This window comes from Gracilibacillus halotolerans (genome assembly GCF_014206945.1).
Taxonomy (GTDB): domain Bacteria; phylum Bacillota; class Bacilli; order Bacillales; family Amphibacillaceae; genus Gracilibacillus; species Gracilibacillus halotolerans.
In genome coordinates, this window is the sequence record NZ_JACHON010000012.1 from 37,913 (window position 1) to 51,981 (window position 14,069).

Here is a 14,069-nt window from a genome sequence, read left to right on the forward strand (position 1 = left end):
ATCTAGGAGGAGATTACGTATGAATTTTAAAAATATTACAGTTGCCGGTGGTGGAGTCCTCGGTAGTCAAATTGCATTTCAAACTGCCTATAAAGGATTTAAGGTATCCTTATACGACATTAACGATGAAGCAATTGAAAAAGCCAAGGAACGAATGGAGTATCTTCAATCAAGATACATAAAAGACTTAGGAGCATCAGAAGAAGACTTAAATCAGGCATTAAGCCGCCTATCCTTCCATTCTGATTTAGCTGAGGCAGTAAAAGACGCTGACTTTCTTATTGAAGCAGTTCCTGAAGTAGTTCAAATTAAGACTGACTTTTACCAGCAGTTAGCTGCAGTTGCGCCAGAAAAAACGGTCTTTGCTACGAACTCTTCAACGCTATTACCAAGTCAATTTGCAGAGGCTACAGGACGTCCAGAAAAATTCCTTGCTCTACATTTTGCTAACGAGATTTGGAAAAATAATACTGCTGAAGTCATGAAGCATCCTGGAACAAATAAGAAAGTATTTGATGATGTGATAGACTTTGCTAAAGCGATTGGAATGGTTGCCTTGCCTCTTCATAAAGAGCAGCCTGGCTATATTTTGAATTCTCTCTTAGTTCCATTCCTTGATGCAGCGGAAAAATTAGTTGTAAAAGATGTTGCAGACGTGGAAACTATTGATAAAACATGGATGATTGGCACTGGTGCGCCGCTTGGACCTTTCGCTATTTTGGATGTTGTCGGGATACGAACTGCTTATAACATTGTAGAAGCAAAAGCAAAAGCTACTAATAACGAAGAGTATAAAAATATCGCTGAATTCCTAAAAATGAATTACATTGACAAAAATAAACTAGGTATAGAATCTGGTGAAGGATTTTATAAATATCCAAACCCTTCTTATAGAAACCCAGATTTCCTAAATAATTAAGATAAGTAAACGCCATTTCCTTGAACCCAGGAAATGGCGTTTTACATCTATCTATTTAGCCATCGTTCCTCCACTAATTGTACCGGATAAAGACATTGGTGCATCCATATCCACAAAAAATAAAACAACAGTTGCATCTTCTATTACTTCAATAGAAAATAAGGGTTGATCAATATCAGTTATGGCTTCTAATTTATTTACATTTATTCCGTCTATTATAATGGAACCATCCATTACAAAGAGAAACGGCTTATAACCATTCATTTTAGGCACGTTTAATGTATCGCCTTTACGCGGATGTGCATCCATTATGTAAACTTGCTGTCTTACATGTAAAGGTGCCTCGCTTCCTTCTGGACCTACCATTACGTACCAATCTTCATTCGAAACCGGCTTCTCATGAAATTGAATGGTCGGTTCTAAGTTAGCTTCCCTCGGTCTTACAAATATCTGTAGCATTTCTACATGGTCCTCTTTCACTTTCTCCTCATGCCAAAAGCTTGAACCTGCATTCATTAGCATTAAATTACCTCGATTGATTGGAACTTCATATCCTGCTGAATCACGGTGATACATTGTTCCACTCCAAACATAACTAAAGATTTCATCATTGATATGTTCGTGCATCTTAATCGTGATACCCTTTTGCATCGTAGCATAGTCAATAAAACTTAATGGACCAAAAGCAGAATCGTCATTATCTTCTAGTATTGCACCAGTGGGAATACGTGTAATCGCAATCGGACCTCTAAAAGGTTGTGTATGCGTGTCCTTAGATAGTTTTTTTATCATCCGTTATCACCCGCTTGTCCTTATTTGCATTCTTACTGTTATTATACCTTTTCTCGAACTTTAATACAGAATAACACCTTTAGAAAAGTAATCTTTCTTTAACAAAATGCAAATCATCCTTTACATTTAGACTAGCTTTTGTTACATTATTTCCAGGAATAAAAAAGAGAGGAAATTAATTATGCTTGAAAATAGCGTACGTGAACTTCGAGCAAGATTTCGTATGACACAAACGGATCTAGCTAAAAGCGTTGGAATCACACGTCAAACTGTTGGTTTAATTGAAAAGGGTGACTATGCTCCATCCGTCGTCTTAGCTATAAAAATTGCTCAAACGTTTGAAACAAGCGTCGAAGAAGTTTTTAGGATTAATGAAAAAGAGGTGAAAAAGAAGTGATTGAAAAGATTGCGCGATCGCCATTAAGCAACATATTTCTTATTCTACTTTTAGGAGCCTTTATTTTTTTCAGTGGGCCTAACTCAGATGTAAAGCAAGTGTACTCCCTCCTAATTACCTTAGGAATCATCATTATTTTAGTCTTATACTACCTTTCTATCTTAGTCTACAATCATAGGAATCCAAGTAGTAAAGTAAGACTATTCGGCTGAATACCATACGAACTCAAAGAGGAAGACGAAGGAAAGCAGTGGATTACGTTTCAAGCATGTAGAAAAGTGTATATATTTTATTCCAATGCAATTCCCTTCGCCATCGTCTTGCTCGTTCTATTTGACTCCTTAAATCAGTTATCGTTAGTAATTCTTTTACTAATGGGGGTTTTTCAGTACATGATTTTTTGGTGGGAAGAGAGAAAATACAATCAAGTTGAAACGGAGGAATAGGACATCATGAGTATCTATATTGCTTATTTAATTATTTTTCTATTAGGAGCTACACCTTTTTTTGAAGTTGTTGGAGTAATTCCGATTGGAGTTGCAGCTGGACTTCCTGCAGTTCCAGTTGCTATCCTTGCATTCGCTGGTAATATTCTTACCATCTGGCTCTTAATCTTAATGATGGATCACGTTAAGAAATGGATGAAAAATCGTAAAGAGAAGAAGGGGAAAGACATACCCGAGAAAAGACAGAAACGAGCAGCAAACCTTTGGAAAAAATATGGCTTACCTGGTCTAGCTATTTTGTCTCCTTTTTTGATCGGTAGTCACTTTGGAGCTATTTTAGCGATGGGGTTTGGAGGAACACGAAAGAGAATTACATTCTGGATGACGATTAGTGTTACAGGCTGGACGATTATTATGGGGATTGCTTCTTACTACGGTATTGATTTCTTATACCAGCAGACAGACCGTCAAGGCTTCCTATCTGAGTTCATTGATTTAGATTAGCATTTCAATAGAATAGAGGCGATATATCCGCCTCTATTCCTAAATATTAAATTTTTAGTGATCCTCTAAATCCTCTCACCCCATAGTAGGATTCTGCCCCATTATGATATACAAACACTTGATTATAGCGACGGTCACAGAAAAGGGCGCCACCTAACTCTCTAATTTCAGCAGGTGTCTGTATCCAACTAGAAGTCTTTAAATCAAATTCACCGAGTGTTTGTAAACTGCGATATTCCTCCTCAGTTAATAGTTCTATTCCCATCTCGTTAGCCATATCGATTGCACTATTTTCAGGTTTATGCTTTTTTCTCGATTCTAATGCTTCACGGTCGTAACATATACTACGTCGGCCTTTCGGAGTTTCAGCAGAACAATCCATAAAGATATATTCATTCGTTTCTTTATCAAAATCTACGACATCAGGTTCTCCACCTGTTCTCTCCATTTCATAGAGGGACCATAGCTTTTCCTCGTGTTGAATTAATTTAGACTGAACACTATCCCAATTTAGATTTTCATGCCAATTCATATGTTGGTTAAATCTCTCTTCTAATATTAGTAGTAATTGTTCACGTTGTTCATATGTAATTTTATTGCTCCTCATTAGAATTACCTCCAATATTTATATACTTCTTAGTATATCTTTCTTTTCCTTTTTTAAAGGGGCGGAATTCAACGTTTAGTTATCGTATATCTTCTTAATCTTACTATAATTCATTTCTCTAGGCTGCCAGTTGAGCTTTGATAATTCATCAAGTAACCTATCACCAACACGTTTAATATTTTCTTCGATAATCTTTCTGCCATTTTGTTCTGAAGTCTTTCTTGGGTCATCACCCCATATTCCTACCATAGAGGATTCGTCAGTAAGCTTCTCTAGATCCGTCAAATCTGGATAAAGCCCCATCATCAGCGAAGTCTCATTATAAGCTGCATGATCTGTCATAATGCCATTATTTTCTTCTCCTCCTAAGTCCCACAATTGAAATAGCTTTAATCCAAATTTCTTTTCAAATGGTTCAATAGATTTACTAAAGGCTTGCGTGGACGGTCCGTGGCCATGCGCAACTACTATTTTAAAACCGGCTCTGGAAAGGTTCCATAGTGTTGCCTCTATCATTTTAATAAATAAGTCCTCCTCTACGTAATATGCGGAGCCTTCTAATTGCTGAAATTGTTCGTCTTCAAAACTATGAACGTCCATACCAATGTATTCGTCCCCACCTTTTTTTACTAAGATATCAGGTCCTAAATACATCATTGGCAGAACAATACCACCTATTTTATTTGCAAGAGACATGAAGAATCCTTTTGATTGTAACCCATCGGAACCTAATGGAAGATGATAACCATGCCACTCCAACGTTCCAAGTGGCAAGTATGCAATTGGGCAATCATTTATTCGCTTAAGAAATTCTTCTGGAAGTAGCTCTTCATATAACACTTTATTTGTTTTCATTACCAACACTCCAATACTAATCAATATTAATATCAGATAGCACACTCAAGAAAACGTTATCAATTTAAATGACAATAGGATTTCATTTGTATTTACATATAATAAAGATACCATAGTCATAAAAACTGTCGCATCAGTAATATTCGAACACTTATATCATAAAAAATCTCAGACTCCTCTATTTTAGAAGCCTGAGATTAATCCGTTCATATACGTTTTCCAGGTGAAATTATCCTAAATAAACACTTTCACACGTACCTGCAGCCGGCTCGTAAAAGCAATGTAATTTAAATTGACCTGTAAATGGTTGGTTATACCATGTAGGAGGACATGGACCATATGGATTAAAATACCACAAAGCATATTTAGCAGGGTGATCTCTCCAATACTTTAAGTTCATCTCTGCTAATCTTCTTTCAGATTCTCTTGATCGTTGATAAAAAACATTTCCCTTCTGAACCGCTTCGAAAGAATAATTGCCACCTTGTACTTGAAAGATTACATCTTCTATCGAACGTACATCAGTAAAGTCACTACAATTTGCTACGGCACGGTTTACGATAACATTTCCTACATATAGCATCCCCTGTTTACCTTCACCTTCAGCTTCTGCTCTCATCATTCTAGCCATCAAATCCACGTCCGCACTCCGATAAGCTACTCTAGCCATTTACTCCACCTCCATATTATCGTATGAGATAGCCTCCTATCATGTTATTCAATGTAAAGAAAAATGTAAGTAGTAATTCTTTATCATCACGAAAACATTTGAAAAAACAAAAAAAGATAAGAACTTCAAGAGTCCTTATCTGAAAATTAGTCAAATTTAATTTTAGCTTATCACTCAATCTAAATATTTATAAATATGCTTCATCCGGGTCATTTCCTAACTTTTCGATTGTCAGAAAATCATATCGGACTTCCAATCCACCTTTTTGCGGGCTACACACATATACTCCCGCCTGAATAGATGCATCATCAGGAATATGTAAATGAGTAATTCTCATTTGTTCCCAATTGTCCCCATCCCATGAATAATCTACATATCCGTTTTTTCCAATTCTAGAAACACGGAAGTATAAATCCACTACATCTTCACATTCAACTAACTGTGTGGACCAATCCGAATATCCTTGATTCGTTACTACTGCACCTAACTTACTCAAGCTATCAGGCAAGTATTCTAACGAAGTCTTAATCCACATATCTTCAGAAAAACGTATCATTAATCCAGCTTGATCATATTTATTCTTTAAAATTAGCTTGAGTTTTGTTGTCATTCTAAAATTTTCTTTTGTTTCTTTGAATAGAAAATGTCCATCATCTGCTTGAAAACCATAATGGGTTTTTTGCCAGAAATCGGTCTTTTCCGTTGTTTTTACTACGAGTTGCGATGCCTCTTCATCTATATACCAATCACTCGGTTCACTATGCCATTTTAGAGAGGAATCTAAACTTTTATTATCAAAATTTTCATCAAGTATTTTATTATTCATTATAAGGACCTCCATTCAATTCTGACTAACATACTAGTTTATTGCTATATAATTATAGTATCATTCCTACACATACAAATATAAGAAAATGCTTTCATACTTTATAATAGAAAAAACCCCTAAAATTAGATTTTGGTCTAACTTCAGAGGTGCACTCTAAGTGAGGCGAGCCAGTTATTTTTAATACATATTCAATTATCTTACTGTTTTCAATGCTTTACCCCAACTATTTACTTGGTCTAACATCATTGTCACATTTTCTAAATGTAATTCTTGTGGAGCAAATTCTCCATCTTTAAAATCAAGGAATAAAGATAAAGTTGGATGTGTACGAACATCCGCAATCATCAATTCTCCCATAATTCCACGTAAATGCTCTGCTGCACGTGCTCCACCTGTAGAACCGTAGCTTACAATACCCGCTGCTTTATTGTTCCAAGGCTCTTGAGCTAAATCAAGTGCATTCTTTAACGATGCAGAAATACTATGATTATATTCTTGTACGATAAAGACAAAACCATCTAAGCTAGCAAGCTTTTCGTTCCATTTTACAATACCAGGAGAGTCCCCTTCACCTAGTAAAGGTAATTCGTAATCCTTAATATCAACTATTTCATAATTAGCATCATCACGTAGATCTGCTATGCTTTTTACCCATTCCCCAACAGCCGGACTAACTCGACCCTCTCTCGTACTTCCTAAAATAATCCCGATATTTAATTTTTCGTTCATTGTATTTTCCTCCTGTGATGTTTCCTTAAATAATTTTCCGAAAAAACTCATGCTGATCAACCCTTCTATTTTTTCTCTTTTATATATTTTCTTAACTTTGGCACAACTTCTGTTGCCAGTAATTCTATGTTTCTCTCTACTTTCTCGAATGGCAATCCGCCAATATCTACTTGTGCTAGAAAACGAGTATGCCCATATAATTCATGTTGATATAGAACCTTCTCCACTATATCGTCTGGACTACCAACAAACAATGCAGTATCAGGTCCTGCTAAATGATCAAAATCACTACGCGACATTTTCGTACCCATTCCTCGTTGTTTATTCACGTAATACCAATAGTTGGAGTAATAAGGATAAAATTCGTCCATCGCTTCTTCTGTTGTCCTGCCAATATAGGCATGTCCCGTTACTCCTAGATTTAATTCATTTATAGAATGACCTGCATCTAGACCTGCTTTACGATAGATATCTACGAGTGGTTGGAATCTTTCCGGTTTTCCACCTAAAATAGCTAAAGCCATTCCAACACCCAATCTACCTGCACGAACAGCACTTTCAGGAGTACCACCAACACCAATCCATATTGGTAATTTCTCTTGAACAGGGCGTGGAGATATTTCCGCTTTATTTAATGAGGAACGAAAGCTACCGTTCCAAGAAACCACTTCTTGTTCGTTCAGTTTCAAAAGTAAGTCCATATGTTCCTCAAACAGTTCATTATAATCATTCGTACTGTAACCAAATAACGGGAATGACTCGATAAAAGCTCCTCGACCGGCGAGAATTTCTGCACGACCACCAGATATAACATCCAATGTTGCAAAGTCTTCAAATAAACGAACAGGATCCAGTGTACTAACCACACTTGTTGTACTCGTTAGTTTGATTTGGTTTGTCACTTGTCCAATTGCAGACAAAACAACCGCCGGGGATGAAACGACATAGTCTAAGCGATGATGCTCCCCCACTCCAAATACATCAAGTCCAGCTTGATCGGCTAGCTTTGCAGCTTGGATGATTTCGTCCATTCTTTGCTTTGTGCCTATCATTTTTCCAGTAAGGGGATCCGGACCTAAATCAGCCAGTGAATATATCCCTACTTCAAAATTCTGTTGCTGATTCCTAGACATAGTGACAACCCCCTTTTTATATCGTTAATTCAATTCGATTTCCAGACGGGTCATGGGTAACGTATACGCCAGACTCTTCTGTTACAGTTGCCCCTAAATTGTTTAAGTTTGAAACAACTTCCTTTATTGCTTCCTCGTTTGCATAAACTAGTGTATAAGATTGTAGACCAGCGCTATTCTTTTCTGGCTGCGGAGCTCCTACACCATTCCAAACGTTAACGGCAATATGGTGGTGGTATTTATTCGATGAGAGAAATAACGCTTGACCGCTATAACGGCTCACGACATCCATCCCTAGACCATCTACATAGAATTTTTCTGTTTCTTTTAGTTCCGCAACATGCAAGTGGATATGTCCCATTACTGTTTCTTTAGGTAGACCTTTCCATGCGTCTCCACGATGTTGTAACAGTGCTTCAAAGTTTAGTGGATCTACTGTCATTACCACTTCTTCTTCGTTCCATGTCCATTCTGATGGTGCTCGGTCAATATAAATTTCAATTCCATTTCCGTCTGGGTCATTGAGATATAATGCTTCACTAACTAAGTGATCGGACGAACCGAGGCGAATTCCATTTTCGACTAAATGTACAACGATATTAGCTAAATCTGTTTTAGTAGGTAACAAAATAGCAAAATGATACAACCCTGATGTTCTGCCTTGCTTTGGTTTCGCATTTTCTGGTTGTTCCAAAGACAAGATGCTAGTCTTCCCATCTGTTGTAAGCTTTGCAGTAGTTGAAGTCTGTTCTAATATTTCAAATCCAATAATTTCTTTATAAAACTGTATCGATCTTTGTAAGTCCTGTACGTTAATTTTAACGTGACCAACAAACGTTGTCGGCTTCGTGTGAAAATTCATTTTCATTCTCCTTTTCCACTGTTACTTTTCTAGTTAGTTACTTTATGTAACTTAGTTTATATTTTATATTTGATATTGTCAAGTTATTAAATTATCGTTTATAAACATTTTACTTTTTGTGGTATACTATAACTAAGAGAGGTGAATGCAATGTCACAACCAACCATTTGTCCAAAATTTGAAAAAGCAATTACTATATTAAGTCAAAGATGGACCGCGTTAGTTATTTATCAGTTATTACAGGGTAAACAGCGGTTTAATGAATTACAGTCTTCCATTGGAATTAGCGGGAAGGTGTTATCCGATAGACTAAAAGATTTAGAACAGAAAGGTCTTGTGAAGCGTGACGTCATTCCTGATACACCTGTCGTTATTGAGTATTCTTTAACCGAGAAGGGCTACTCTATGGAGCCGATTTTAAGAACGATTGAAGATTGGTCTCAAAATTGGGTTATTAATGAAGATTAAAATAAAGGGTTGCCCAACAAAGTACTCTCTAATACTTTGTGGACAACCCTTTTTTTATAGTTTGAAACTTTTAACTAACTTATTTAGTTCTTCTGATAATTTCGCTAAGTGCACCGAGCTTCCTGTTACTTCTTCCATTGAACTACTTGCTTGTTGTGCAGAAGCAGCTGTTTGCTCTACACCTGCTGCAGATTCCTCAGCAACAGAAGCTATCTCTTCCACAGCTCCACTCATTTCCTGACTCGCAGCTGTTATTTCGGATAAGTTGTCTGAAATATCTCTAATATTTTCAACCATTTCTTTTACCGCATTGCTTATAGTATCAAATGTTCCAACTGTTGTTGCAATTTGAGTTGCTCCCTGTTCTACCTCTGAAAAGCCATCTCGTAATGAATCTGCTACTATACCTGAATCTTGTTGAATCGTTGTTACAATTTCAGTTATATCTGTAACAGAGTGTGCTACTTGTTCCGCTAGCTTTCTTACTTCATCTGCTACAACTGCAAATCCTTTACCTTGTTCTCCAGCACGTGCAGCCTCAATTGCAGCATTTAGCGCTAATAAATTCGTTTGATCAGCAACATCTCTGATAACAGACACAATCTTAGATATCTCTTGGGACTGATTATCTAAGTTTTCCACCTTTTCAACGGCATCTTTCACAATCTCGTATATTTTCGTCATTTGCTCCGTAGATGAGTACATTAATTGACTACCATCGTTCGTCAAATCTAATACACTATTGGAGCTTGTTTGAATAATTTCTCCACGTTCATTTGCTTGCTCTATCTTTTCAGTGAATGTAGCCATGGTAGAAGCTAAATCACTCGCACTATTCGCTTGGGTTTCCGATCCTGCAGCTAATTCATCCATTGTAACAGCAATTTGTTCTGACCCTGTTTTTACTTCCTCAGATAGTTGGGTTAACTCTTCACTTTGGCTGGAAACCGATTCAGATACATCACTTATTTCACGAGCCATTTGTTGATTACTCGCTGTCAATGTATTTGTTGCCTGAACAAGTTTTGCAATTTCATCTTTTGTATGGATAGTTAACGGATCTTGCGATAAGTCCCCTTTAGCTAGTGCATTCATTCTCTCCATAATCTTCCTAATTGGCTTAGTAATCGATAAAGAGGTAATTAGTGCAATAGCCACACCAGAAACTATAACAATTGCTAAAATGATGAGGACAAAGATAACTGTAGCCTGACCTGCAGCCATAACATTTGCTCCAATGTCATTTATATTTTTTCCCTTTTCATTAGATAAATCTTCAAAACCACTAACTATTTCATTTGTGAGGGGCGTTAAATCTATCAACATTTGGGAAGCTACCTCTATATTTCCCGCCTCAAACTCCCTAATCGCGATGTCTACCTCATTTCTCCAAGCTTCATGTTTATCAAATAGAGTGAGCAATACGTCTAAATCACTTATCTCTAACATTTCTAATTTAAATTCGTCGAATGCAGCATAATTTTCTTCCAATTGCTCCTTCATTTGAGGTTCGCCAAATAGAAAATATCTGCGTACAAGGGAGACTGTTTCAGACATGTTATATAGTAAATCTTCATCTAATACTAATAGTGGAAGTTGTTTATCAACAATTTCCTCCATGTCATTATTTACTTGATTTATAGATAGATAATTACCAACACCCAATCCGAGCGCTAGGACAATAATCAATCCAAAACCAACTAATATCTTTGTCTTAATACTTTTAAACTGAAATAGTTTTCTCATCTCTTTCCTCCTGTTAGTTTTTCTTAAGATGCTTATAGTCCTATTACAATATCACTACTTTTTTATCGGACTGCTTGCAATTACTTAAAGCAATGGAAAACGCCTGAATATGTACATTTATTGAAGGAATTATATACCATAATTAATTGGTCATTCTCCTGAATAATTGGCATATATATTAATTTTAAAATGGATTTCAGTAATCACACTATCTGGATTTTTTAGTTGACTTTATCCTGAGGCGATGATAAAATCTCGACTATAGTAAAATTAAATAAATTACCTTTTAGGTCTTACTCTTATCAAGAGAGGTGGAGGGATGTGCCCGATGAAACCCGGCAACCGTCAATATGCGTATTGAAATGGTGCCAATTCACACAAAGCGTAATGTGCTTTGGCAGATGAGGGAAAGGACAACGATAAATTCAACTGAATTTGATTCGTATGCCTTTCTGCTTATCTGTGGAAAGGCATTTTTGTTTATATACTTATCCGTTCATAATTTAATAGTTGAAGGGTAAGCCTAATTGTGAAAGGAGGGGAACGAATTGATTATTATTGAAAATGTAAAAAAAATCTTCCAAACGAAAACTGGAAATCTCACAGCAGTAGATGATGTGAATTTGAAAATAAATGAAGGTGAAATATTTGGTGTCATTGGTTATAGTGGTGCGGGAAAAAGTACGCTAATTCGTATGTTAAATGGATTAGAAAAGCCAACTTCCGGGAAATTAGAAGTATCCGGCAAGGACATAGCAAGTATTCAAGGGAAAGAATTGAGACATGCTCGCCAAAAGATCGGGATGATTTTCCAACACTTCAATCTTCTTTGGTCAAGAACTGTTGCTGAAAATATAGCTTTTCCATTAGAAATCGCAAAGGTCTCTAAATTCGAACGTCAAGAAAGAGTACAAGAATTGATTCAATTGGTTGGTCTAGAAGGGAAAGAAAATGCTTATCCATCTCAACTAAGTGGTGGGCAAAAACAGCGAGTTGGCATTGCGCGTGCCTTGGCGAATAATCCCACAGTGCTTCTATGTGATGAAGCTACATCTGCATTAGACCCTGAAACTACAGATTCTATCCTAGAATTGCTTTTAGGAATTAATAAGAAATTAGGGTTAACGATTGTATTGATTACTCATGAAATGCACGTTATCCGTAAAATATGTCAACGCGTCGCAGTAATGGAAGATGGAAAAGTAGTAGAGTCCGGAGATGTTTTAGAAGTGTTTAAAAATCCACAAACTCCTATTACAAAGAAGTTTGTTGGACAGGGCACAGAACAGCAGGATACGAAAGAAACGATGAATCAATTATTAAAAAAATATCCATCTGGCAAGGTTGTTAAACTGACATTCGTTGGTGATACTGCAGAACAGCCAATTATTCAGTCGCTGTTACAAAATGTGCAATTAACGGTTAACATTTTACACGGAAATATATCACAGACACAAAACGGCTCATATGGAACATTACTTCTCCACCTTGACGGAACGGAAGAATCAATCGATGAAGCTATTCAATATCTAAATCAACAACGTGTCGGGATCGAGGTGGTAAATAATGTTTGAGGCTTTATTTCCTAACGTAGTACTTGATAAAGCATGGGACCAAACACTTGAAACGTTGTATATGACTGGTGTTTCCCTTGCATTTGTCTTTGTTTTCGGCCTTATATTAGGGTTATTATTATTCTTAACCTCAAAGGGAAGCCTTTGGGATAATAAATGGGTTCGTTGGCTGAATTGGATAACATCTTCATTTGTAAATATCTTTCGGGCAATTCCATTTGTATTATTGATTGTTATTCTTATCCCGTTTACAACAAAATTAATGGGATCGATGATTGGTGCTTCCGCAGCATTGCCCGCTCTAGTTATTGGTACAGCACCGTTTTACGCTAGAATGGTAGAAATCGGGCTAAGAGAGATTGATAAAGGTGTCATTGAAGCAGCAAAGGCAATGGGAGCAAATTCTTTTACGATTATTTACAAAGTATTAATTCCAGAATCATTGCCATCTATTGTGTCAGGTTTAACCGTAACAGCTATTGCTTTAGTAGGTAGTACGGCAATCGCTGGTATCATCGGAGCAGGTGGGTTAGGTAACTATGCATATACAGACGGTTTTTCAAGAGGCCGTACGGATGTAACCATTTTTGCTACACTTGCTATTTTAGTTATTGTTTTCGCAATTCAGTACATTGGCGATATTATTACAAAAAGAATAGATAAAAGATAAATTGGAGGGCATTTAAATGAAAAGAACATTATTATTGTTAATTTTAGGTTTAGTAACGGTGACGCTCGCAGCTTGTGGTGGAGAAGACGATAAGCTAGTCGTAGGTGCAACAAACGTACCTCATGCTGTAATCCTTGAGGAAGCAGCTTCTCTTTTAGAAGATGAAGGTATTGAATTAGAAGTGGTTACGTTCACTAAATATGAATTAATTAATCAAGCGTTAGTAAATGAAGAATTAGATGCGAACTATTTCCAACACATTCCTTACTTTGAAACAGAACAAGCTGAAAAAGATTATGACATTGCAAATGCAGGCGGCATTCACATTGAACCAATTGGAATTTATTCAACGAAATATGATAGCTTAGAAGATTTACCAGACGGAGCAAACATTCTTATTAGCAGTAACTTCCCGGATCACGGACGTATCCTTTCATTGTTCCAAGAACAAGGGCTAATAACACTAAAAGATGGTGTTGATCCACTAGTTGCTCAAATCGATGACATTGAAGAAAATCCAAAGAATTTAGAATTCGATTATGACTATTCTCCAGAATTGTTGCCACAAATTTACCAAAATGGTGAAGGTGACGCAGTAGTTATTAACTCAAACTTTGCTCTAGATGCGGGGATCAACCCAATCGAAGATAGCATTGCAATTGAAGGTTCTGAATCTCCTTACGTAAATATTATTGCTGTAAGAAATGGTGATGAAGAGCGCGAGGAAATTCAAACACTAGTTGATGTACTTCATTCAGAAGAAATCCAACAATTTATTCTTGATGAGTACAGTGGTTCTGTAGTTCCAGTAAACGAGTAAATAGAAGAAAAAAGCTGTTGTAGAGGTGAACATAGCCTTTACAGCAGT

Annotated in this window: 16 protein-coding genes and 1 riboswitch; of the genes, 7 read left to right on the top strand and 9 right to left on the bottom strand. The window is 36.6% G+C overall.

Features of this window, described 5'->3' with window-relative positions:
• The first annotated feature begins 19 nt into the window (after positions 1 to 19).
• Complete coding sequence (locus GGQ92_RS11200; protein ID WP_184248665.1) at positions 20 to 919, top strand: 3-hydroxyacyl-CoA dehydrogenase; 900 nt, start codon at positions 20 to 22, stop codon at positions 917 to 919.
• Between the two features lie 51 nt (positions 920 to 970).
• Here the strand turns inward: GGQ92_RS11200 and GGQ92_RS11205 are convergent, their stop codons facing one another.
• A complete protein-coding gene (locus tag GGQ92_RS11205) occupies positions 971 to 1,711 on the bottom strand; it encodes a pirin family protein (RefSeq protein ID WP_184248668.1) in 741 nt (246 codons plus the stop codon).
• 181 nt (positions 1,712 to 1,892) lie between these two features.
• On the opposite strand from GGQ92_RS11205, the gene GGQ92_RS11210 reads away from it, so the two are divergent.
• Both GGQ92_RS11210 and GGQ92_RS11215 read left to right on the top strand, forming a co-directional pair.
• On the top strand, positions 1,893 to 2,108 hold the full coding sequence (locus tag GGQ92_RS11210) for a helix-turn-helix transcriptional regulator (RefSeq protein ID WP_184248671.1): 216 nt from the start codon (positions 1,893 to 1,895) through the stop codon (positions 2,106 to 2,108).
• 452 nt (positions 2,109 to 2,560) lie between these two features.
• Positions 2,561 to 3,058: a small multi-drug export protein gene (locus GGQ92_RS11215; protein ID WP_184248674.1), complete on the top strand. Its 498-nt coding sequence runs from the start codon at positions 2,561 to 2,563 to the stop codon at positions 3,056 to 3,058.
• A gap of 46 nt (positions 3,059 to 3,104) precedes the next feature.
• Here the strand turns inward: GGQ92_RS11215 and GGQ92_RS11220 are convergent, their stop codons facing one another.
• The 7 genes from GGQ92_RS11220 to GGQ92_RS11250 form a co-directional block, all read right to left on the bottom strand.
• Positions 3,105 to 3,665 carry a DUF4256 domain-containing protein gene (locus GGQ92_RS11220; protein WP_184248676.1) on the bottom strand — a complete coding sequence of 187 codons (561 nt, stop codon included), beginning with the start codon at positions 3,663 to 3,665 and terminating at the stop codon, positions 3,105 to 3,107.
• A 75-nt stretch (positions 3,666 to 3,740) separates the two neighbouring features.
• The gene (locus tag GGQ92_RS11225; RefSeq protein WP_184248679.1) at positions 3,741 to 4,520 is read right to left on the bottom strand and encodes a creatininase family protein; all 780 of its coding nucleotides are present in this window, start codon (positions 4,518 to 4,520) and stop codon (positions 3,741 to 3,743) included.
• Between the two features lie 229 nt (positions 4,521 to 4,749).
• On the bottom strand, positions 4,750 to 5,190 hold the full coding sequence (locus GGQ92_RS11230) for a cell wall hydrolase (RefSeq protein WP_184248682.1): 441 nt from the start codon (positions 5,188 to 5,190) through the stop codon (positions 4,750 to 4,752).
• A gap of 187 nt (positions 5,191 to 5,377) precedes the next feature.
• A complete protein-coding gene (locus tag GGQ92_RS11235; protein ID WP_184248685.1) occupies positions 5,378 to 6,016 on the bottom strand; it encodes a DUF1349 domain-containing protein in 639 nt (212 codons plus the stop codon).
• A 195-nt stretch (positions 6,017 to 6,211) separates the two neighbouring features.
• A complete protein-coding gene (locus GGQ92_RS11240; RefSeq protein WP_184248688.1) occupies positions 6,212 to 6,799 on the bottom strand; it encodes an NADPH-dependent FMN reductase in 588 nt (195 codons plus the stop codon).
• Between the two features lie 14 nt (positions 6,800 to 6,813).
• Positions 6,814 to 7,881, bottom strand: a complete 1,068-nt coding sequence (locus GGQ92_RS11245; protein ID WP_184248690.1) for an LLM class flavin-dependent oxidoreductase — start codon at positions 7,879 to 7,881, stop codon at positions 6,814 to 6,816.
• A 16-nt stretch (positions 7,882 to 7,897) separates the two neighbouring features.
• A complete protein-coding gene (locus GGQ92_RS11250; RefSeq protein ID WP_184248693.1) occupies positions 7,898 to 8,743 on the bottom strand; it encodes a VOC family protein in 846 nt (281 codons plus the stop codon).
• A gap of 150 nt (positions 8,744 to 8,893) precedes the next feature.
• On the opposite strand from GGQ92_RS11250, the gene GGQ92_RS11255 reads away from it, so the two are divergent.
• Positions 8,894 to 9,211, top strand: coding sequence for a winged helix-turn-helix transcriptional regulator (locus tag GGQ92_RS11255; protein WP_184248696.1), 318 nt, complete (start codon positions 8,894 to 8,896; stop codon positions 9,209 to 9,211).
• Positions 9,212 to 9,265: 54 nt separating this feature from the next.
• Here the strand turns inward: GGQ92_RS11255 and GGQ92_RS11260 are convergent, their stop codons facing one another.
• Positions 9,266 to 10,957 carry a methyl-accepting chemotaxis protein gene (locus GGQ92_RS11260; RefSeq protein ID WP_184248699.1) on the bottom strand — a complete coding sequence of 564 codons (1,692 nt, stop codon included), beginning with the start codon at positions 10,955 to 10,957 and terminating at the stop codon, positions 9,266 to 9,268.
• A 296-nt stretch (positions 10,958 to 11,253) separates the two neighbouring features.
• Positions 11,254 to 11,365: riboswitch (SAM riboswitch) on the top strand.
• Positions 11,366 to 11,505: 140 nt separating this feature from the next.
• On the opposite strand from GGQ92_RS11260, the gene GGQ92_RS11265 reads away from it, so the two are divergent.
• Genes GGQ92_RS11265 through GGQ92_RS11275 form a run of 3 tightly spaced genes read left to right on the top strand, consistent with a single transcriptional unit; the run spans position 11,506 to position 14,021 of the window.
• Entirely contained in the window at positions 11,506 to 12,531 is a 1,026-nt protein-coding gene (locus GGQ92_RS11265) for a methionine ABC transporter ATP-binding protein (RefSeq protein WP_184248702.1), read from the top strand.
• Positions 12,524 to 13,201 carry a methionine ABC transporter permease gene (locus GGQ92_RS11270; RefSeq protein WP_184248705.1) on the top strand — a complete coding sequence of 226 codons (678 nt, stop codon included), beginning with the start codon at positions 12,524 to 12,526 and terminating at the stop codon, positions 13,199 to 13,201. The genes GGQ92_RS11265 and GGQ92_RS11270 overlap by 8 nt, the downstream gene beginning before the upstream one ends.
• 16 nt (positions 13,202 to 13,217) lie before the next feature.
• Entirely contained in the window at positions 13,218 to 14,021 is an 804-nt protein-coding gene (locus GGQ92_RS11275; RefSeq protein ID WP_184248708.1) for a MetQ/NlpA family ABC transporter substrate-binding protein, read from the top strand.
• Positions 14,022 to 14,069 lie beyond the last annotated feature (48 nt).